Raw genomic sequence first — 19,884 nt, 5'->3', positions numbered from 1 at the left:
CGTTCGTGCTCGTACGGTCGTATGTACGGTCACAAGTGTGCCGCCCGACGCGGCGGGCGGCACAAAAAGCGAGGTCAGCGGGTGCCCAGCTCCCAGCGCGGCCCGGACGGGGTGTCCTCGATCACCAGACCCGACTGCTGGAGCTGATCGCGGATCGCGTCCGCCGTCGCGTAGTCCTTACGGGCCCGCGCGGCCTGCCGCTGCTCCAGGACCAGCCGGACGAGGGAATCGACCACGCCGTGCAGATCCTCACCGCGATCCGATCCGCCCGCCCAGTGCTCATCGAGCGGATCGAGGCCGAGCACGCCCAGCATGGCCCGCACCTCGGCGAGCCGGGCGACGGCCGCCTCCTTGTCGTCGGCGGTCAGGGCGGAGTTCCCCTGGCGGACGGTGGTGTGGACGACCGCGAGCGCCTGCGGCACCCCGAGGTCGTCGTCCATCGCCTCGGCGAAGGCGGGCGGCACCTCGGTGGCGGGCTCCACGTTCCCGGCCTTCTCGACCACGCGCTGGACGAAGCCCTCGATCCGCGCGAACGCCGACTCGGCCTCGCGCAGGGCCTCCTCGCTGTACTCGATCATGGACCGGTAGTGCGGGGTGCCCAGGTAGTAGCGGAGCACGATCGGACGCCAGCGCTTGACCATCTCGGAGACCAGCACCGAGTTCCCGAGCGACTTGCTCATCTTCTCGCCGCTCATGGTCACCCAGGCGTTGTGCGCCCAGTAGGCGGCGAAGTCGTCGCCGAACGCCTTGGCCTGCGCGATCTCGTTCTCATGGTGCGGGAAGATCAGGTCGACGCCGCCGCCGTGGATGTCGAAGGCGCGCCCGAGGTACTTGTGCGCCATCGCCGAGCACTCCAGATGCCAGCCAGGGCGGCCGCGTCCCCACGGGGTCTCCCAGCTGGGCTCCCCCGGCTTCGCCGCCTTCCACATGGCGAAATCGCGTGGGTCGCGCTTACCGGTCTCGCCCTCGCCCGAGGGCTGGCGCAAACCGTCCAGATCCTGGTTGGAGAGCCTCAGATACTCGGGGAACGAGCGCACGTCGAAGTAGACATTGCCCTCGGCGGCATACGCATGACCCCGGTCGATCAGCTCCCGCATCATCTCGATCATCTCGGGGACATGACCGGTCGCGCGCGGCTCATAGGTCACGGGCAGGCAGCCGAGGATGTCGTACGCCTGGTTGAAGGCGCGCTCGTTCTCGTAGCCGATCGCCCACCAGGGGCGCTTCTGCTCCGCCGACTTGGCGATGATCTTGTCGTCGATGTCCGTGACATTGCGGATGAACGTCACGTCATAGCCGCGGTGAGCGAACCAGCGGCGCATGATGTCGAAGTTCAGCCCCGACCTGATGTGCCCGATGTGCGGGGCGGCCTGCACGGTCGCGCCGCACAGGTAGATCGAGACGCAGCCCGGCTTGAGCGGGGTGAAGTCACGGATCTGCCGAGCGCTGGTGTCGTACAGGCGAATAGTCACGCGTCAAGGGTAGTGGGAAGTGAACGGTGCCCCGTGCCCCTTCCCGCACGGGGACACAGAAGCGTGACACTCGGGACGCGGGTGATACTCCGGACACGCCCGCGTACCCCCCGCGGACTGCCGGTCGTCCCTACCGCCCGGACCACCCGGTCGCCTCTACTCCCGGTCTACCGCCGGAACACCAGCGCCGTCGCGATCGCCGCGAGCCCCTCGGCACGGCCGGTCAGGCCCAGCCCGTCCGTGGTCGTACCGGACACCGAGACGGGGGCGCCCACGGCCGCCGTCAGCGCCTTCGTCGCCTCTTCGCGCCGTTTGCCGATCTTCGGGCGTACGCCGATCACCTGGATCGCCACATTGCCGATCTCGAAGCCCGCGTCCCGGACGATCCTGGCGGCCTCGGCGAGCAGCGTGGTGCCGGCCGCGCCGGACCACTCGGGGCGGTCGGTGCCGAAATGGGCGCCGAGATCGCCGAGCCCGGCGGCGGAGAACAGCGCGTCACAAGCGGCGTGCGCGGCCACATCGCCGTCGGAGTGCCCGGCGAGTCCGTACTCCTCGCCCTCCCACAGCAGCCCGGCGCACCACAGCTCACGGCCCTTCTCGAAGGCGTGCACATCCGTGCCGACGCCCACCAGCGGGAGCATCGCCGCGTCAGAAGCCATCGTTCGCCCTCCTGCGGGCCAGGACCGCCTCGGCCAGCACCAGGTCCAGCGGCCGGGTCACCTTGAACGCCTCCTCGTGGCCGGGGACGACCACGACCCCGACGCCGAGCCGCTCCACCATGCCCGCGTCGTCCGTGGCGCCCTCGCCCTCCAGGGCGATCTTCTCGTGGGCGGCCACGAGCGTGGCGCGGTCGAAGCCCTGCGGGGTCTGGACGGCGCGCAGCAGGGCGCGCTCGGGGGTGCCGACCACCGGCTCGGGCTCGCCGGCCCGCTCCCCGGTACGCGGTTCGACCTGCTTCACGGTGTCGGCCAGCGGCAGCGCCGGGACGACGGCGGGCGCCCCGTCCCGTACGGCGGCGACGACCGCGTCCACCGTGTCCACGGGCACCAGCGGCCGCGCCGCGTCGTGCACCAGCACGGTGGTGACGGTCTCGGGGACGGCGGCCAGCCCCTTGCGCACCGACTCCTGGCGGGTCTCACCACCGGGCACGACCACCACTTCGGTGGTGTCGCCGAGGCTGCCGCTCAGCGGATACGCGTCCAGCAGCCGCCGCACCTCGTCGGCGCCGTCCGGCGGGGCGACCACGACGACGAGGGAGACGGAGCGGGATCCGGCCATCGCCCGTACCGCGTGCACGAGCATGGGCGTGCCGCTCAGCGGGCGCAGCGCCTTGGGGGCGCCCGGACCCAGCCGCACTCCGCGGCCCGCGGCGGGGATCACGGCGGCGGTGCGGGCGGTTCGCCCGGACGCGCCGGAGCCGCCGTGATCCGGTGTTGCGGACATTGAGTTGGCGTTCAGGTTTGCTTCCTCAGCCGAAATGGGTATGGCCACAGCGTGCCGGGCGCGATGCCCCGACCGGCCCCTTCCGTGACGACTGGTCGAGCCAGCTGCCCGGGCCCGGCACACCAACACCGCGCACCGTGCGCGCGGTGGCGCATCGGCACCAGATGCGATGACCAGGGTCTCGATGACCAGGGTCTCAGAGATCGCTCGCTCGGAGATCGCTCGGGGGATCAAAGGAGATCGCTCAGGGGATCAACGACGTCCGGTGTGTACGCATGCCGCAGCGCCCGGCGACAGACGATTTAGCGGGAATTCACGTCTGAGTCACTCGGGCACCACGGCATTGATTTGTCAGGACGCGAGAACCTCGTCAAGCAGGGCCTCGGCCTTGTCTTCGTTGGTGCTCTCGGCGAGGGCGAGCTCGCTCACCAGGATCTGGCGGGCCTTGGCGAGCATGCGCTTCTCACCGGCGGAGAGTCCGCGCTCACGCTCTCGGCGCCACAGGTCACGCACGACCTCGGCAACCTTGATCACATCGCCGGAGGCGAGCTTCTCGAGATTTGCCTTGTAGCGACGGGACCAGTTCGTCGGTTCTTCCGCATACGGTGCGCGCAGCACCTCGAAGACCCGGTCCAGCCCGTCCTGGCCGACCACATCACGCACACCGACAAACTCCGCATTGTCCGCCGGCACGCGAACCGTCAGGTCACCCTGGGCGACCTTCAGCACCAAGTAGGTCTTGTCCACGCCTTTGATCTGGCGAGTTTCGATGGCCTCGATCAGCGCGGCCCCGTGATGGGGATAGACCACGGTGTCGCCAACCTTGAACGTCATGTGACAGGTACCCCTTCCGTGGCTATCCAGGGTAACACGGGAACGCCTTCTTCTGAATGGCGTTTTCGCAGGTCAGGGCATATCTCGGGGCTTGACAAGTGCGGCAGGAACGTGCTGCGCGAGGCCCGCGGAACCGGGTATTCGCAGGTGGGAGCCGCTGTCCGGGCACCCGGAAACCCGCCCGTTACGTGCCGGAAGAAGCCCGGACGAGTGGTCGTACGTCCCGTTTTGCCGGAGTCCAGTCGATGGACTTCCGCTACTCCGTTCGGATCAGGAGCGAGGGACCCGGCCCCGATTCGCGAATTGATCACAGAGTTGATCACACAGAGCGGATCAAGTCTGTGATCAATTCTCGCACATGCATGGATTCCTTACCGATAATCTCCCGCGCGGCCGGTCGAGCCGATATTCGGGACTTCGGCACGGCGCGGTACGGACGGCGTAACGCATGCGGGAAGCGCGCCGGAACCATGTCCGAACCACGGCGGAACCACACCGGAACCACGGCCGAACCGGCAGCGTACGGGCGTGCCGCCCCGGGGGCCGATCGCCTTGGGGCGGGTCGGGTGCGGGCCGAAGAGGGCGGATCGGTAATCTAAGCGCGCTGATCCAACCTTTACCTCGTCCTAGGAGATGCCGCCGCCGTGAGCAGCAGCCTTCGACGCGGCGCCCTCGCCGCAGCCGCCATCGTGGTCTCGGTCGCCCCGCTCTCCGCCTGCGGAGCCGGGAACGACGCGCAGACGCTGGAGGTCAAGCCCGACAACGCCGCGACGTCCGTCGGGGACATCAAGATCCAGAACGCCACCGTGGTGACCCAGCCGGACCGCACGGCCAAGGGCCCGGCCGTCGTCACCGGCCGGATCTTCAACAACGGCAAGAACGACCAGACCGTCAAGGCCATCACCCTCCCCGGCACCAGCGCCCGGGTGAAGCTGTCCCCGGCCAAGGGCAGCAAGGGTGCGGTCGTGGTCCCGCACGGCGGCTCGGTGGCCTTCGGCGGCGAGGGCAACGCCTCCGCCGTCATCAGCGACGGGCGCGAGGCCACCCGGGACGGCGACGCGCAGCGGGTCGTCTTCGACCTCAGCTCGACCGGCAACATCCCGATCACCGCGTTCGTGGTCCCGGCGAAGAGCTACTTCAAGGGCTGGGGCCCGTCCGAGCTGCCGGCCGTCAAGCCCTCGGGCTCGGCGACGCCCAGCGGCAAGCCGAGTGGCACGCCCACTGGCACCGCCAGTGGTAAGCCCAGTGGCACTCCGTCCGGCACGGCGAGCGGCCAGCCCGGCGGCGAGGAGAGCGGCGGCGCCCCGAACGGCATCGCCTCCGGTGAACCCACCCCGAACGGCGGCGGTCACTGAGACCCGTCCGCGGGTCTCCGCGGGTCCCTGAGACCCGCCCGGACATGCGCGAGGGCGGCCCTGGACCTTTCCAGGGCCGCCCTCGCGCATGAGCCGGTCTGTTTCCGGCTCGTCCGAGCCGGTCTGTCCACGGCTCGACTTACTGCTCGACTTACTGCTCGACGAGGCCGTACGGCTCGACCGGGCCGGTTTTACGGCTCGAACTTGTAGCCCAGACCCCGCACCGTCACCAGGTACCGAGGCGCACCCGGATCCGGCTCGAGCCCCCCCTTCCGCGTGCGCCCCTCGCACCGCTCGGCCCTGGCGGGCCTCACGGGCTTCGGCACGCTGTGCCGGACTCCGTCCGGCGGTCCGGGGCTCAGGCCCGGTTTTACGGCTCGAACTTGTAGCCCAGACCCCGCACCGTCACCAGGTACCGAGGCGCACCCGGATCCGGCTCGATCTTGGCCCGGAGGCGCTTGACGTGGACGTCGAGGGTCTTGGTGTCGCCCACGTAGTCCGCGCCCCAGACGCGGTCGATCAGCTGCATCCGGGTCAGCACCCGGCCCGCGTTGCGGAGCAGCATCTCCAGCAGGTCGAACTCCTTGAGCGGGAGGTCCACCTTGCCGCCGCCGACCGTGACCACGTGCCGGTCGACGTCCATCCGCACCGGTCCGGCCTCCAGGGCGGCCGGGGTGACCTCCTCCGGCTCGCCGCGGCGGCGCAGCACGGCTCTGATCCGGGCGACCAGCTCACGCGAGGAGAAGGGCTTGGTCACATAGTCGTCGGCGCCTATTTCCAGCCCGACCACCTTGTCGATCTCGCTGTCCTTGGCGGTCACCATGATCACCGGGACGTTGGACCGGCCGCGCAGCTGGCGGCAGACCTCCGTACCGGGCAGGCCCGGCAGCATCAGGTCGAGCAGCACCAGGTCGGCGCCGTTCCGCTCGAACTCATCGAGCCCCTCGGGGCCCGTCGTCGCGATCGCGACCTCGAAGCCCTCCTTGCGAAGCATGTACGACAGCGCGTCGCTGAACGATTCCTCGTCCTCGACGACCAGAACTCGGGTCACGGAAGGACCTCCGGGGCTGAGAGTGGTTCATTGGTGAAGGTCTCGTACGGCCGACCGTGGTCCTCGCCATCGAGGTCTCCGGTGTCGTACGACTCGCTCGACTCGCGCGTCTCGCTCCGCGAGCGATCCCGGTCCCGCGCCGCACCGGCTTCCGGGAGTCTCAGGGTGAAGGTGGAGCCCTGTCCCTCGGCGCTCCACACGGTGACCTCCCCGCCGTGCGAGGCGGCCACATGCTTGACGATGGCGAGCCCGAGCCCGGTTCCGCCGGTCTGCCGCGAGCGGGCGGGGTCGACTCGGTAGAAGCGCTCGAAGATCCGCTCGCGGTCCTTCTCGGAGATGCCTATGCCCTGGTCGGTCACGGCGATCTCGATCAGGTCGCCGCCGGTCGCGGGGATGCGGCGGGCGGCGATGCCGACGCGGGTGCGGGCCGGGCTGTAGTTGACCGCGTTCTCGACGAGATTGCCGAGTGCGGCGGCCAGCTGGCCTCGGTTGCCCCAGACGTGCAGCTCGGCGGTGCCGCCCGTGGCCATCGTGATCTGTTTGGTACCCGCCTGGTGACGGCACCGGTCGATGGCCTCGGCGACGAGTTCGTCCACCCGGACCGGCTCGGCGTCCTCCAGCGGGTCGTCGTTCTGCACCCGGGAGAGGTCGATGAGCTCCTGGACCAGGCTGGTCAGGCGGGTGGCCTCGACCTGCATCCGCCCGGCGAAGCGGGTGACCGCCTCCGGGTCGTCGGACGCGTCCATCACGGCCTCGGACAGCAGGGACAGCGCGCCGACCGGGGTCTTTAGCTCATGGCTGACGTTGGCGACGAAGTCGCGTCGTACGGCCTCGATCCGGCGGGCCTCGGTGAGGTCCTCCACGAGCAGCAGGACCAGCCGGGAGCCCAGCGGGGCCACTCTGGCGGAGACCGCGAGCGCGTCGCCGCCCCGGCCGGTGCCACGGCGCGGCAGATCGAGCTCGATCTGCCGGATCTCGCCGTCCCGCCGGGTGTCGCGGGCCATCGCCAGCATCGGTTCGACCGCCAGCTTGCCGCCGCGCACCAGGCCCAGCGCGTACGCGGCCGAACTCGCCTTGACGACGGCGTCCGCTTCGTCGAGGACGACGGCCGAGGAACGCAGTACCGAGAGCACTGTGTCCACGCCGGGCGGCAACACGGCGTCGGTATGCAGCGAGGAGCGCGTAGGCTTCGCCTGTTCACGCTCGCTCCAGCGGAACGCCAGCATGGCGATGACGCCGGTGCACAACCCGGCGAGCGCCGCCACTGCGGCGATCGCCGCGTTCACGTTCATGCGTCCAGGTTATGCGGGCGGCGAGACCCCTCCACAGCCCCGTGACGATCCCCTCGGTCATACGTTGCCGAGAGTTCACCGAGGAGTCGGTATCGGTTCACTCCGGACGTTTCGTCGAGCGGGTGCCACACGGGGCGGCCTGGGCCGCGTTGCCGAGAGTTCACCTGTGCATCAGGTGTGATTAACGCCCGATGCCGGAAGCGGACGCGTTTCGGCCGGAGCGTGGAAGTGTGGGGCCCCGGGGCATGAGCCACGGAGGACTGCCAGGAAAACTGTCAGAGCCTGTCAAAGATCGTCACCGAGAGTCAGTGAAAGAGGTCAGTGATGCGGGACGCGTACCACGAGGAGCTCGATTCGATCGGGGACGGCCTGGTCGACATGGCCCGGCTCGTCGGTTCGGCCATCGGCCGTGCCACCACTGCCATTCTCGACGCGGACCTCAAGCTCGCCGAGAGCGTCATCGCCGCCGACGAGAAGGTCGATGATCTGCAGCGGGATCTGGAGGGACGGGCGATAGCCCTGCTCGCCCGGCAGCAGCCGGTCGCCACCGATCTGCGGATCGTGGTGACCAGCCTGCGGATGAGCGCCGACCTGGAGCGCTCCGGCGACCTGGCGCAGCACGTCGCCAAGCTGGCCCGGCTCCGCTTCCCGGACTCGGCCGTGCCGCACGATCTGCACGCCACGATCCTGGAGATGGGCCAGCTCGCCCAGCGGCTGATGGCGAAGGCCGCCGAGGTCATCATCACCAAGGACGTCGACCTCGCGCTCCAGCTGGAGCAGGACGACGACGCGATGGACCTGCTGCACCGCACCCTCTTCCAGCACCTGATGGACGACCGCTGGAAGCACGGCATCGAGACGGCCGTGGACGTCACGCTGCTGGGCCGCTACTACGAGCGGTTCGCGGACCACGCGGTCTCGGTCGCCAAGCGCGTGGTCTACCTGGTCACCGGCGAGCACGCCGACGAGATATCGCAGCAGGGGGACGTCGAGGGGGCGTGACCGTCGAGGGGCGCGAGCGGCGACGGGGCGTGAGCGTCCGCGGCGGTGTGCATCGAAGCGCCGTCGACGCGCCCCTGCGCTCGGCCGCCGGGTCGTCGGCACCATGAGCACAGGTGACGTGACACCTCTCCGGAGGAGGAGACGCATGGCGGACCTCTCGAAGCCCGAACCCGCTCCGACCCAACCCGTCGGCGCATGCGGCTGCGGCTCGGGCTGCGGCTGCGGCTGTCAGTCCGGCGGCTCGTGCCAGTGCGGCGGCAACTGCGGCTGACCGGCGCGACCGATACGAACCGTATGACACCCGTATGACACCCGTATGACAGAGGGTCTGGGACCGATCATCGGTCCCGGGCCCTCGCGCGTAGGCCACGGTTTCGTCGGCACCCCCGTTCATCGGGACGTCCCGCCCGAGGTGCGGTCGGCGCCGTAAGCGGCGAGCCTGGTCCTATGGAGGACAAGACCCCGGCCCCGCCTCGCGTCGTGGTGGACGAACCGCTGGACGGCCGCCGCCGTGTGCTGATCGACGGCGCCGACGTCGGAGTGGTGGTGAGCCCGGACGAGCTCCGGCGGCTCCTGCACCGCGCGGGTGTGGCGGAAGAGGACGCGCCCCTCGACAACCCCGAGCTGATCGAATGGAACGGCGGCGGCCCCGACGACTGGCCCGCCGCGCCCAGATGACGCACGCCGCCCCGCGTACGCACCCGCCCGGCTGACGTAACGCGCCCGGCTGACGTACGCGCCCGGCCGACGTACCCGCCCGGCTGACGCACGCGCTCAGCCGACGCACTCGCCCGGCTGACGCACCCGCCCGGCCGACGTAGCGGAGACGGCGAACCGCCACAACGTCCGGCGCCGGTCCCTCCCCTCGTGGGGACCGGTGCCGAACGCTGGAGCGGTACCGATCCGCGCCGTACCGGTGCGGATCAGGGGGCCGGATCCGTGGTCGACCCGACCGCCGTCCCCGACGGGAGCGGCTTCACGGATCTCCGGGGCTCACGCGACGCGCCCGTGACCGCCATCTCGTGACCGCGGCGAAAGCTGACCGAGAACATGCGGTGCCATGGGTTGTCTCTCCGTGCGCTGAGCTGATGGCCTGGCTGGACGGCTCGTAGTGGCTGCGCTATCGCGTCATGATCCTGCCAGCTGCGCCTCCCACCGAGGAGGTTCCGGTCTCGCGCTGCCGGTTTCGTCGCTGGTCAGCCATATAAAGTGAGTTTTCCGGTCCGGATGACCAGCGCGGGGGAAGTAAGGAGTGGAGACCTTGAGTTCCGACTCGGGGGCACGCATAGCCTTCGCGGAACGCCTCGCGCTGTTGTACAGGGAGGCCGGCAACCCTCCCCTCAAGAGCGTGGCAGAGGCGGTCGTCCGGCTCCAGCGAACCGACGAGCGGGGGCGTCCCGTACGGGTCTCCGCCCAGCGGATCAGCGACTGGCGGCGAGCAAAGAACGTACCCGCCCAGTTCGCCGCCCTCGCGGCCGTCCTGCACGTCCTGATACCCGACGCGCGGCGGTCGCGGCCCGTTCCGGTGTCCCCGGGCCTGTACGACATGGCCCGCTGGCAGCGGCTGTGGGAGCGTGCGCTGGCCGACCCGGTCGGCGACCGCCCCGCGCCCGCCGCGGAAGAGGAGGAAGGGCCCCCGGCCGAGGGCCCGGCGGTCCCCGGCGGCGTATGCCCGTACCGGGGCCTGGCCTCGTACCGCCGGCAGGACGCCCGGTGGTTCTTCGGCCGGGAGCGGAGCACGGACGCCCTCGTCACCCAGTTGCACGCGGCGGAGAGGACGGGCGGCCTGGTCGTGCTCGTGGGCGCCTCGGGGGCGGGGAAGTCCTCGCTGCTGAACGCCGGTTTGGTGCCCGCGTTGCGCACCGGGGCGCCGGGCGACGGGGACGGGGACGGCCGGGCGAGGGGCGTACTGCAACTCGTGCCGGGCGGCGACCCGCTCGCGGAGCTGGCCCGCCACATCCCCGAACTCGGCCGCGTGGTCCCCATGGCGGACGAGTCGGCGGCGGACGAACCGGAAACGGACCCGGACGGCCAGGCCGCTGACGGCCCACCAGCAGACGCGCCGACGACAGGCAAACCGGCAGCGAACGATCCGGCCGCCCGCGAACCGGCCACACCCGAACCGGCCGCCGAACCCGGCACCCCGCAATTCGCCCAAGCGGCCCGCGAGGCCGTCACCGCATGGGCGGACCGCGAGACGTCGTCGTCCTCCGGCCCCCGCCCCGTCGTGATCGTGGACCAGTTCGAGGAGGCGTTCACGCTCGGCTCCGACGAGGCCGGCCGGCGCGCCTTCATCCAGCTCCTCCACGCCGCCTGCACCCCCGCCGGCCCCGGCGAGCCGCCCCCGGTGCTCGTCGTCCTCGGCATCCGCGCCGACTTCTACGAGCTGTGCCTGGGCTACCCCGAACTGGCCGACGCGCTCCAGCACCGGCACATGGTGCTCGGGCCGCTGACCACCGCCGAGTTGCGCGAGGCGGTGACCGGCCCGGCCAAGGCCGTGGGCCTGGAGCTCGAACCGGGGCTCGCGGAGCTGATCGTCCGGGAGGTGAGCGCCGACGGCCCGCGCGGCACGCATGACGCGGGCGTACTGCCGCTCCTCTCGCACGCCCTGCTCGCCACCTGGCAGCGGCGGAAGGGCGGACGGCTGACGCTGGCCGGTTACCGCGCGGCGGGCGGCATCCAGGGGGCGGTGGCGGCGACCGCCGAACGGGCCTGGTCCAGCCTCGACTCCGAGGCGCGCACGGCCGCGCGGCTGCTGCTCCTCCGGCTGGTCCGGCTGGGCGAGGACACCCAGGCCACCCGCAGGCGGGGGACGCGGCACCAGCTCGCGAGGGAGTCGACGGACCCGGGCAAGACCCAGGAATCACTCGAAACGCTGGTCCGCGCCCGCCTGGTGACGCTCGACGCCGAGACCGTGGAGATCACCCATGAGGCGCTGCTCCACGCCTGGCCACGGCTGCGCGACTGGATCGACGAGGACCGCAACGACCATCTGGTGCGCCAGCGGCTGGAGGAGGACGGCCGGTCCTGGGAGGGCTCGAACCGCGACTCGTCCCTGCTCTACCGGGGCTCCCGGCTGGAGCAGGCCCACACCTGGGCGAAGACCGCCGGCGGCACCTATCTGACCCGTAGCGCGGTGGAGTTCCTGGCCGCTTCGGTCCGGCTGCGCAAGCGCACGGTGTGGCTCCGCCGGGGCGCGGTGTCGGCCCTGGTCGTGCTGGCGGTGCTGGCCGCCGGTACGGCGGTGGTCGCGTGGCAGCAGCGGGACGACGCGGTGTTCGAGCAGGTGGCCACCGAGGCCGATCGCTTCCAGAACACGGATCCGTCGCTGTCCGCCCAGCTCGCCCTGGTGGCGCACGACTTGCGGCCGCACGACGAGGCCACCCGGAACCGGCTGCTGTCGGTGGTGAACGCGCCGCTGGCCACACCGCTGCACGGCCACACCGGCGCCGTCTACCTCACCTCGTTCAGCCCGAACGGGCGACTGCTGGCCACCGCAAGCTACGACCGGACCGTCCGGCTGTGGGACGTGCGGGACCGGACCCGCCCCAAACCGCTGGGCAAGCCCCTCACCGGCCATACGAGCTGGGTGAGCAGCGCGGTCTTCAGCCCGGACGGCCACACCCTCGCCAGCACGGGCGACGACGGCACGATCCGCCTGTGGGACGTGCGGGACCCCCGCCATCCGCGCCCGCTCGGCGCGCCCCTCTCCCACCACGACGGCACGATCTATCTGCTCGCCTTCAGCCCGGACGGGCGCACGCTGGCCACCGCCACGGAGAATCGCGTGGTGCGCCTGTGGGACATGCGGCGGCCGGGCCGGCCGAAGGCGATCGGCGCGCTGACCGGCGCCACCGCCGCCGTGCGCTCCGTGGCGTTCAGCCCCGACGGGCGGACGCTCGCGGCCGCTGGCGACGATGGATCGATCAGGCTGTGGAACATGGCAGAGCCGCGCCGTCCGAAGCGGATCGGCAAGACGCTGACCGGCCACAAGGACCTGATCCACTCGGTGGCGTTCAGCCCGGACGGCCGGACCCTCGCCAGCGGCAGCGCGGACGACACCGTCCGGCTGTGGGACGTCGGCGATCCGCGTCGCGCGGAGCCGCTGGGCTCGCCGCTCACCGGCCACATCGGCCCCATCTGGTCGGTGTCCTTCAGCCCGGACGGCTCCATGCTCGCCGTCGCCAGCCAGGACAGCACGGCGAGCCTGTGGAACGTCAGCGATCCGGCGTATCCGTCGCAGGTCGGCGAGCCGCTCGCGGGGAGCAGCGGCGAGATGTACGCCCTGGGCTTCAGCCCCGACGGGCGGACCCTCGCCACCGGGAGCGGCGACAACACGGTCCGGCTGTGGACGATCCCGACGTCGGACATGGTCGGCCGGATGGGGGTGTTCCGCCCGGACGGGCGGGTGCTCGCCACGGCCGGGCGCGACGAGAAGGTCCGGCTGTGGAACGTGGACGATCCCAACCGGCCGGTGCCGCTGGGCGAGCCGTTCGCCCCCGGGGAGGGCTCGGTGCGGGAGCTGACGTTCACCCCGGACGGCCACACCCTCGCGATGATGACCGGAAACCGCCAGGTGCGGCTGTGGAACGTCACCGATCCGACCCGTCCCGTCCCGTACAAGCCGCCCCTCCCCCTGCGGACCCGGTTCGCGGGCGCGCTGGGCTTCACGCCGGACGGGCGCATGATGGCGACGGCGTACAGCGACAACACCATCCAGCTGTGGGACGTCGGCGACCCGTCGCATGTCCGCCGGCTCGGCAAACCGCTCACCGGCCACCGGGGCTACGTCAACGCGCTCGTCTTCAGCCCGGACGGCCGCACGCTGGCCAGCGGCAGCGCGGACAACACCATCCGGATGTGGAAGGTGACCGACCCGCGCCACGCCACCCCGCGGGGCGGGCCGGTCACGGGCCACCTCGGACCCGTCAACGCGCTCGTCTTCACCCCGGACGGCCATACGCTGGCCAGCGGCAGCGACGACAACACGGTCCGGCTCTGGGACGTCACCGACCCGGGCAGGGTGACCCGGCTGCGGTCCCCGCTCACCGGCCACACCGACGCGATCGTGTCGCTGACCTTCAGCCAGGACGGCAACACGCTCGCGAGCGGCGGCAACGACAACGCGGTCCGGCTGTGGGACGTCACCGTCCCGTCCAAGGCCACGTCCATCGGCCAGTCGCTGAGCCCCAACGCCAAGACCGGGAATTTCCTGTCGTTCAGCCCGCACAGCCGGATGCTCGGGGTGTCCAGCGGCGCGGACACGGTCCGGCTGTGGAGCCTGGACGTGGACGAGGCGGTGCGTCGCATCTGCTCGATGACGCGAGGTGTGCTGACCCCGGAGAAGTGGGATGAATACCTCTCCCGGCTCTCGTACGCGCCCCCGTGCGGTCGGTAGCGACGTTGCGCGAACGTTGCGTGATCGCGGTCACAACTTCTCACCGCAAGGGAGGAGTCGGCTTCGCCACCCCGGCGGCCGCGTTACTCTTAGGTACAGCCCGACCGCTGGTGCATCCCCCGTCGCCAGCGGTCGGGCGCTTCCATGTCCGGGCCCCGGCGGGCACGACCGGGGGCCCCGGGGGCATGTCCGCGGGCTCCGAAGCATGACCGGGGGCATGTCCGCGGGCATGTCCGCGGGCATGTCCGGGGGATGTCCGGGGGACACTGGGCACCGGTGCGGCGACACCGGACGAGACCGCACGCACCGCCAGAAGACGCCTCCCCCACCTGGAGACCCCGTGATCCGCAGGCTCGACCAGGCCGCTCTCGACCTCGGCCGCGAGTACGTCCGTCACGCGCCCTGGAGCGCGGGCAAGCGGGCCCTGGTCGAGCGCCATCTCAACGCCGCCCTGCGGGACCGCCCCCTGCACCGCCTGGCCCGTACGCGCTTCGGCGCCACTTTCGCCGTCGACACCCAGGACCTCATCCAGCGGTACCTCTACCTCTTCGGCGTCTGGGAGCCCCATATGACGCGGTGGCTCCAGCGCCGGCTGAAGCCCGGGGACGTCTTCGTGGACGTCGGGGCCAACATCGGCTACTACAGCGTCCTCGCCTCCCGCCTCATCGGGCGCAGCGGGACGGCGGTCGCGATCGAGGCCTCGCCGACCTTCCACCAGCTCCTCCAGCGCCATGCCCGGCGCAACGACTGCACCAACATCCGCGCCCTCAACGCGGCCGTCTCCGACCGCCACGAGCTGCTGACCTTCATCCTCGCCAGCTCCCGCAACATGGGCGCCAACAGCGTCGTCCCCTACGACGGCCCCGCCGAGTCCACCTTCGAGATCGCGGCCCAGCCGCTGCCCGGCCTCCTCACCGAGGACGAGATCGCCAACGCCAGGGTCATCAAGATCGACGTGGAGGGGGCGGAGGGCAGCGTGGTGCGCGGCCTCGTCCCCCTCCTCGACAAGCTGCGCCCCGACGCCGAGCTGACCGTCGAGGTCACCCCCCAGCGCATGGCCGACCTGGGCGACTCCGTCGAGGACCTGCTGACCGCGCTCAAGGACCACGGCTTCCACGTCTACCGCCTGCCCAACGACTACGCGGCGGGCAGCTACCCGGCCGCCCTGCGGCGCCCGCCGGAGGTTCCGATCCGCTGGCGGGCGCCGGTCACGGAGGAAAGCGACCTGGTCTTCTCGCGGGTCGACGCGGAGACGCTGCCTTGAGAGTGGCCGTCCGGGAGGCGGCTACTGGCCGTCCTGGGGCAGGTGGGTCCTGGCGTCATCGTAGGTGGCGTCGGTGGTGGACTCGGCCGGGGCGTAGACGAGGTACAGCACACCGGTGCTGAAGGTGGCGGAGGAGAGCAGCTTCAGCGGGATCGTGGTCTCGGCCTCGTCGAACAGCCGCATGCCCTTGCGCACAGCGATCGGGTGGACCAGCAGGTGCAGCTCGTCCAGCAGGCCGTGCGCCATGAGCTGCCGGACGACCGAGACCGAGCCGCTGAGGGCGATGTCCCCGCCCGGTTCGTTCTTCAGCGCGGTGACGGCCTCGGCGAAGTCGCCCTTGAGCTGCTCGGTGTTCCGCCAGGTGAAGCTGAGGTTCTGGCGCGACAGGACGATCTTGCGGGCGTCGCCGAGCTTCTTGGCGAAGTGGGCGTCCTCACCGCCCGCCGCCTCGCGGTCCGGCCAGGCTCCGGCGAAGCTGTCGTAGGTCTTGCGGCCGATGAGAAGGGTGTCGGCCGCGCCGATGCCCGCGTCGACGGCGGCGCCCATCTCGTCGTTGAAGTAGGGGAAGTGCCACTGGTCGGGCGCCTCCACGACGCCGTCGAGCGAGATGAACAGGCTGGCGGTGATCTTCCTCATGATGCCCCTCCGTGGGCTGCGGTCGGTGAGCTCTTCCTCCTCTCAGACCGGGGAGGCCGCGCAAACTCATCGGTGCCGACCCGAGCGGGCTCTCAGTGTGCCTCGTAGCGCCAGCCGTCCATGGCGGCCAGAACCCGGGCCCGCGCCTCGACCACCGCGAAGCGTGCCGCGCGCTCGGCCGCGTCGGTGTGGGCGGACTGGCCGGTGACCTGGCCGGGCCACTTGCGGTAGAGCAGACCGGTCTCGGCGGTGAACCAGCCGCGGCTGACCGCGTTGAGAGCCAGGAGGAGGCCGGTGTCCTCGGAGGCGGGCAGGGCCATCCAGCCGCCGAGGGCGAGGAGCAGGTCCCGGCGTACGAAGAGGGTGGCGGGGTGGACCTGGGCGCGGTGGTCGTTCGCCCGCCAGAATTCGAGGACCGCGCCTCGGGCGATGGGCCCCTGCGGCGGATCGCCCTGGAAGCCGACGGTGGATCCGTCCGGCAGCAGATCCAGGGCGCGGGAGGTGGCCCAGCCGAGATCGGGGTGGTCGGTGAGCGCGCGGAGGTCGCGGGCGAGGGCGCCGGGGGTGAGCATGTCGTCGGCGTCCAGCACCTTGATGTACGCGCCCTCGGCGCGGGCGAGCCCCATCGTGCGCGCCATCGCGGCCCGGCCGGCCCGGCCCTGGCCGAAGCTGACGCGGGCGTCGTCGGGGACGTAGGGACGTACGGCGTCGGTCTCGCCGTCCTCCTGGATCACCCACTGCCAGTCCCAGCCGTCCGGCAGTTCCTGCTCGCGCAGCGACTTGTGGGCGTCCGGCAGATGCACGGCGCCCGGGGCGTGGACGGCGGTGATGACGGTGATGGTGTTGGGCATGGTCACCACCTCTTCAGGGGCGTGGTGAAGACGAGTTCCGTACGGTCCCCGCACAAGGTCACGTCGGAGACCTCGACCACCCGACCGCCGATATCCGTGCAGATCTTCCTGAGAACGATCACCGAAACCCCCTTCTTGAGCCCGAGCCCTTCGGCCTCCTCCACGGTCGGCGGCCGAGCCGTGATCCGTTCCTCTATCCGGTCCAGCTCGATGCCGATCGTGTAGAGCTGATTCTGGGTGCCGCCGGGCCAGGGCTCATGGGCGGCGTCGAGCAACTCCGGATTGACGGCCACGACGTCATGCACCAGATACGAATGCACCAGGGCGAACGGCGCGTCCTCCTCGCGGCAGTTGGTGCGGTAGATCCGCTCCAGCAGCCGCGTACCCACGGGGACCCCGAAGACCGACGCCAGATCCGCGTCGGCCTTCGCGTCCCGGTACTCGGCGTGAAAGGCGAGGTCGCCGACCTCCAGCCCAGTGTCGTGCTCGGTCGACCCGGTCCGCAGCCGCTCCGCCCTGGACCGGCGGACCCGGTCCTTCTCCCACTGGTGCCGCTCGTTGCTCCGCTCGACCCGCCGGCGCGGAGTCCGTACGAACGTCCCCACCCCGTGCCGCCTGTCGATCAGCCCCTCGGCCACCAGCTCCGACAGCGCCCGCTGCAGCGTCGGCACGCTCGTCCGATACCGCGCCGCGAGCTTGTCCTCGGCCGGAAGCCGCTCCCCGGGTCCGAGCTGACCTGCGCGGATGCTCTGGCGAAGGGCATCCGCGATCTGCTCGTACTTGGCCATGGATGCTCACCGTCCTCGGTCGTACGGCCGCTGCGGACACTTTCAGCGTAAGTCCTAAAGACGTCTTAAGGACTGCCCGGACTGCCCGGCCGGACTGCACGGACTGCCCGAACTGCTACAGGACCGCCACCAAAAGGGCCACCACCCACCAATTGGCCCGCGCCCCGACCACAGCACACCTGAGAGGCTGAGCCACCCTGCCGTCGTCAAGGTCGAGGGAGATGTCATGCAGCAGGTAGCCGTGGTCACCTTTGACGGATTCAACGAGCTCGACAGCTTCATCGCCTCGGCGCTGATCAACCGGTGCCGAAAGGACGGCCTGGAAGCGTTCATCACGACGCCGACGCCGGTCATCACCTCCATGAACGGCGTCGAGGTCACCGGCCAGCGCCCGATGGAGTTCGTGCCGGAAGCCGACGTCGTACTGATCGGCAGCGGCGTGAAGACACGCGACGTCGTCGCCGACGACCGCCTGATCTCCAGGCTCCCCCTCGACCCGTCACACCAGCTGATCGGCGCCCAGTGCTCCGGCGCACTGATCCTCGCCAAGCTAGGGCTGCTCGACGACATGCCCGCCTGCACGGACATCAAGAGCCGCCCCTTCGTCGAAGCCAGCGGCGTCACCGTCCTGGACGTCCCCTTCCACGCCGAGGGCAACATCGCCACGGCGGGCGGCTGCCTGGCGTCCCAGTACCTCGGCACCTGGGTCATCACCCGCACCCTCGGGGATGACGCCGCCCGCGCCGTCCTCGACTACGTGGCCCCGGTCGGCGAAAACGAGGAGACCGTCGAGCGCGCCCTACGAGCGGTCCACACGGGGGAAGCCGCCCTGAGCTGACACCCTGCGCAGCTGATTGGCGGACGGCGCTAGTCGTCGTCCGCTTCAGGGGGCAATGTGAGCTGGGGACGCTCCTGGTCGGGCAGCACAACAAGGCGGACGGCCATGTTGCGGGAGCCCGAAGGACGATCCCCCGGTTCGGTCGCGTACTTGCGCAGCAGCGTCTGGTACTCCTCGACAAACGCTGCCACCTGATCCTTGGTCATCCACAGGCCGGAGCGCTGGATCTGGTTCCAGCCTGCCGAGTTGTCATAGCCGGTGTACGCACTCACGACGAGACTCAGATCTTGCGTCATCTTGAGCGCGCCGATCTTCACCGCCGCTTCCCGTTCGTCGGCCGTCATAACGAGCCCTGGAGGCGTGAAGATGTCCGTCATCAGCGACTTCCACCAGCGTTCACGGCCGCTGGACTTCTCCTCGATCTCGGCGATCAGGTTGAGTTCCGCGAGCTTGCGCAGGTGGTAGCTGGTGGTGCCGGTGCTCTCGCCGAGCGCCTTGGCGACGCTGGTCGAGTTCGCCTCGCCGTGCTCGCCGAGATAGCTCAGGATGTCTCGGCGCACCGGGTTGGACAACGCCTTGTAGAAGGCCTTGAGGTCCGGGCCGGTGAGAACCCGTGTCTCAGGACGCTCAGCCATGCGGCAACCCTACTGCAGAGAGTCTCTGCAGAGTTGCAGAGGTTGTTTGCAGAAATCCTCTGCAATAGCTAGCGTAAGGACAAAGGTGCGGACAGGCGGGCCGGACGCACAGGCTGTGATGCCGCTTGCCCTTACACAGGGGGTTGTCCATGTCTAACTCACTGGATACTCGGATACGCGACGAGATCGACGACCAAGTCGCGGAAGCGTTCGACGCCTATCTGGCGGACCGGCTTGCCGAACCGGGACCGCTACGCACAGCCCTCGCAACGAAGCGCAACACCAAGGTGGTGCTGGGCACGATCGGGCTGGGCGCACTGACCACAGCCTTGGCCCCGGCGGACGTCACGGTGATCTGCTGGATCTGGGGCGCGATCGCCTCGATAGACGTCGCCTTCTTGTTGGGCGCCCGCCGCCGTTGATGTGTGGCAGTTGTACCGCCGCGCCGATGGCGCGGCGCCTTGAACGCGTGGGGCGGGCGCAACCCACCCCCGGCGCCTGGTGCGTTCATGTTCCGCGTCGCCGATGATGGCCTCGGTGCCATCGATTTGGCGCCTGAGCTTGCTGAGGACGTCGGTGCGGGCCGACTCGATCAAATCCTCCGTGGTCGGGGTGGCGCCGGTCGCTGTTCCGGTGGGGACCCAGAAGGCCTTGTGGCTGTGGTCGCGGATGATGTCCTGGCAGGTGCGGATGACCCAGTTCATCGCCACGGTGATCTCATCGCGGTGGAGCCGGTCGAGATCCGAGCTGCTGCTGGTCTCGGAGTGGACCGTCATTGGGCCCGCCCCTGGGCTTGCGTTGCCTTGACGGTGAACCAGACCGTCTTGCCGACCGTGTGCTCGATGTCGCCCCAGGCGTCCGCGAGTTCGCCTACGAGTAGCAGGCCGCGGCCGTTCTCGCTGTCCGTGCGCGGGATTGTGCCGCCGGTCGGCCGGGGCCGGAGTCGCGCACTTCGATGCGTACCTCTTCCTCGGCTGCTTCGATCCGTACCCGGAACAGCGGGCCGGGCGGGACACCGTACAGGA

The 19,884-nt window shown here is 70.5% G+C and carries 17 protein-coding genes; 7 read left to right on the top strand and 10 right to left on the bottom strand.

Annotation, left to right across the window (positions count from 1 at the left end):
- Nucleotides 1-74: 74 nt before the first annotated feature.
- The 4 genes from cysS to NP777_RS12610 form a co-directional block, all read right to left on the bottom strand.
- A complete protein-coding gene (gene cysS, locus NP777_RS12625) occupies nt 75-1,472 on the bottom strand; it encodes a cysteine--tRNA ligase (RefSeq protein ID WP_256650228.1) in 1,398 nt (465 codons plus the stop codon).
- A 167-nt stretch (nt 1,473-1,639) separates the two neighbouring features.
- Nucleotides 1,640-2,131 carry a 2-C-methyl-D-erythritol 2,4-cyclodiphosphate synthase gene (gene ispF / locus NP777_RS12620; RefSeq protein WP_256650227.1) on the bottom strand — a complete coding sequence of 164 codons (492 nt, stop codon included), beginning with the start codon at nt 2,129-2,131 and terminating at the stop codon, nt 1,640-1,642.
- Complete coding sequence (ispD, locus tag NP777_RS12615) at nt 2,121-2,915, bottom strand: 2-C-methyl-D-erythritol 4-phosphate cytidylyltransferase (protein ID WP_256650226.1); 795 nt, start codon at nt 2,913-2,915, stop codon at nt 2,121-2,123. The genes ispF and ispD overlap by 11 nt, the downstream gene beginning before the upstream one ends.
- A 351-nt stretch (nt 2,916-3,266) precedes the next feature.
- Entirely contained in the window at nt 3,267-3,749 is a 483-nt protein-coding gene (locus NP777_RS12610) for a CarD family transcriptional regulator (protein ID WP_009716930.1), read from the bottom strand.
- A 644-nt stretch (nt 3,750-4,393) separates the two neighbouring features.
- On the opposite strand from NP777_RS12610, the gene NP777_RS12605 reads away from it, so the two are divergent.
- Nucleotides 4,394-5,104 carry a DUF461 domain-containing protein gene (locus NP777_RS12605; protein WP_256650225.1) on the top strand — a complete coding sequence of 237 codons (711 nt, stop codon included), beginning with the start codon at nt 4,394-4,396 and terminating at the stop codon, nt 5,102-5,104.
- A gap of 370 nt (nt 5,105-5,474) precedes the next feature.
- Here NP777_RS12605 and NP777_RS12595 read toward each other — a convergent pair whose 3' ends face one another.
- Together NP777_RS12595 and NP777_RS12590 are read right to left on the bottom strand one after the other, a co-directional pair.
- Complete coding sequence (locus tag NP777_RS12595; RefSeq protein ID WP_037960596.1) at nt 5,475-6,155, bottom strand: response regulator transcription factor; 681 nt, start codon at nt 6,153-6,155, stop codon at nt 5,475-5,477.
- Nucleotides 6,152-7,447: a sensor histidine kinase gene (locus NP777_RS12590; protein WP_256650224.1), complete on the bottom strand. Its 1,296-nt coding sequence runs from the start codon at nt 7,445-7,447 to the stop codon at nt 6,152-6,154. The genes NP777_RS12595 and NP777_RS12590 overlap by 4 nt, the downstream gene beginning before the upstream one ends.
- A 324-nt stretch (nt 7,448-7,771) precedes the next feature.
- Here NP777_RS12590 and phoU point away from each other — a divergent pair, with 324 nt between their 5' ends.
- The 4 genes from phoU to NP777_RS12570 all read left to right on the top strand — a co-directional run bounded on the left by phoU (nt 7,772) and on the right by NP777_RS12570 (nt 15,111).
- Nucleotides 7,772-8,449 (top strand): phosphate signaling complex protein PhoU, encoded by a 678-nt coding sequence (gene phoU, locus NP777_RS12585; RefSeq protein WP_256650223.1) that lies wholly within the window; start codon nt 7,772-7,774, stop codon nt 8,447-8,449.
- 447 nt (nt 8,450-8,896) lie between these two features.
- Complete coding sequence (locus NP777_RS12580) at nt 8,897-9,127, top strand: hypothetical protein (protein ID WP_256650222.1); 231 nt, start codon at nt 8,897-8,899, stop codon at nt 9,125-9,127.
- A 574-nt stretch (nt 9,128-9,701) separates the two neighbouring features.
- A complete protein-coding gene (locus NP777_RS12575) occupies nt 9,702-13,847 on the top strand; it encodes an nSTAND1 domain-containing NTPase (protein WP_256650221.1) in 4,146 nt (1,381 codons plus the stop codon).
- Between the two features lie 340 nt (nt 13,848-14,187).
- Nucleotides 14,188-15,111, top strand: coding sequence for an FkbM family methyltransferase (locus tag NP777_RS12570; RefSeq protein WP_256650220.1), 924 nt, complete (start codon nt 14,188-14,190; stop codon nt 15,109-15,111).
- Nucleotides 15,112-15,132: 21 nt separating this feature from the next.
- On the opposite strand, the gene NP777_RS12565 is transcribed toward NP777_RS12570, so the two are convergent.
- The 3 genes from NP777_RS12565 to NP777_RS12555 all read right to left on the bottom strand — a co-directional run bounded on the left by NP777_RS12565 (nt 15,133) and on the right by NP777_RS12555 (nt 17,386).
- Nucleotides 15,133-15,747, bottom strand: coding sequence for a dihydrofolate reductase family protein (locus tag NP777_RS12565; protein ID WP_256650219.1), 615 nt, complete (start codon nt 15,745-15,747; stop codon nt 15,133-15,135).
- A 92-nt stretch (nt 15,748-15,839) separates the two neighbouring features.
- Nucleotides 15,840-16,598: a glycosyltransferase family 2 protein gene (locus NP777_RS12560; protein ID WP_256650218.1), complete on the bottom strand. Its 759-nt coding sequence runs from the start codon at nt 16,596-16,598 to the stop codon at nt 15,840-15,842.
- A 2-nt stretch (nt 16,599-16,600) separates the two neighbouring features.
- Nucleotides 16,601-17,386, bottom strand: a complete 786-nt coding sequence (locus NP777_RS12555; protein WP_256650217.1) for a GntR family transcriptional regulator — start codon at nt 17,384-17,386, stop codon at nt 16,601-16,603.
- A 226-nt stretch (nt 17,387-17,612) separates the two neighbouring features.
- On the opposite strand from NP777_RS12555, the gene NP777_RS12550 reads away from it, so the two are divergent.
- On the top strand, nt 17,613-18,224 hold the full coding sequence (locus NP777_RS12550) for a DJ-1/PfpI family protein (protein ID WP_256650216.1): 612 nt from the start codon (nt 17,613-17,615) through the stop codon (nt 18,222-18,224).
- A 29-nt stretch (nt 18,225-18,253) separates the two neighbouring features.
- On the opposite strand, the gene NP777_RS12545 is transcribed toward NP777_RS12550, so the two are convergent.
- Nucleotides 18,254-18,859, bottom strand: coding sequence for an ArsR/SmtB family transcription factor (locus NP777_RS12545; RefSeq protein ID WP_201852468.1), 606 nt, complete (start codon nt 18,857-18,859; stop codon nt 18,254-18,256).
- Between the two features lie 149 nt (nt 18,860-19,008).
- Here NP777_RS12545 and NP777_RS12540 point away from each other — a divergent pair, with 149 nt between their 5' ends.
- Nucleotides 19,009-19,281 (top strand): hypothetical protein, encoded by a 273-nt coding sequence (locus NP777_RS12540; protein ID WP_256650215.1) that lies wholly within the window; start codon nt 19,009-19,011, stop codon nt 19,279-19,281.
- Nucleotides 19,282-19,884 lie beyond the last annotated feature (603 nt).

Source organism: Streptomyces rugosispiralis (assembly GCF_024505145.1).
GTDB classification, from domain to species: domain Bacteria; phylum Actinomycetota; class Actinomycetes; order Streptomycetales; family Streptomycetaceae; genus Streptomyces; species Streptomyces rugosispiralis.
Note: the sequence above shows the minus strand (reverse complement) of the source record. Positions and strands in the feature narration are given on the sequence as shown.

Excerpts from the sequence above, each read along its gene's own strand:
- ispF (WP_256650227.1), bottom strand. The coding sequence starts at position 2,131 with ATGGCTTCTGACGCGGCGATGCTCCCGCTGGTGGGCGTCGGCACGGAT.
- ispD (WP_256650226.1), bottom strand. The coding sequence starts at position 2,915 with ATGTCCGCAACACCGGATCACGGCGGCTCCGGCGCGTCCGGGCGAACC.
- NP777_RS12610 (WP_009716930.1), bottom strand. The coding sequence starts at position 3,749 with ATGACGTTCAAGGTTGGCGACACCGTGGTCTATCCCCATCACGGGGCC.
- NP777_RS12590 (WP_256650224.1), bottom strand. The coding sequence starts at position 7,447 with ATGAACGTGAACGCGGCGATCGCCGCAGTGGCGGCGCTCGCCGGGTTG.
- phoU (WP_256650223.1), top strand. The coding sequence starts at position 7,772 with ATGCGGGACGCGTACCACGAGGAGCTCGATTCGATCGGGGACGGCCTG.
- NP777_RS12580 (WP_256650222.1), top strand. The coding sequence starts at position 8,897 with ATGGAGGACAAGACCCCGGCCCCGCCTCGCGTCGTGGTGGACGAACCG.
- NP777_RS12565 (WP_256650219.1), bottom strand. The coding sequence starts at position 15,747 with ATGAGGAAGATCACCGCCAGCCTGTTCATCTCGCTCGACGGCGTCGTG.
- NP777_RS12560 (WP_256650218.1), bottom strand. The coding sequence starts at position 16,598 with ATGCCCAACACCATCACCGTCATCACCGCCGTCCACGCCCCGGGCGCC.
- NP777_RS12555 (WP_256650217.1), bottom strand. The coding sequence starts at position 17,386 with ATGGCCAAGTACGAGCAGATCGCGGATGCCCTTCGCCAGAGCATCCGC.
- NP777_RS12550 (WP_256650216.1), top strand. The coding sequence starts at position 17,613 with ATGCAGCAGGTAGCCGTGGTCACCTTTGACGGATTCAACGAGCTCGAC.
- NP777_RS12545 (WP_201852468.1), bottom strand. The coding sequence starts at position 18,859 with ATGGCTGAGCGTCCTGAGACACGGGTTCTCACCGGCCCGGACCTCAAG.
- NP777_RS12540 (WP_256650215.1), top strand. The coding sequence starts at position 19,009 with ATGTCTAACTCACTGGATACTCGGATACGCGACGAGATCGACGACCAA.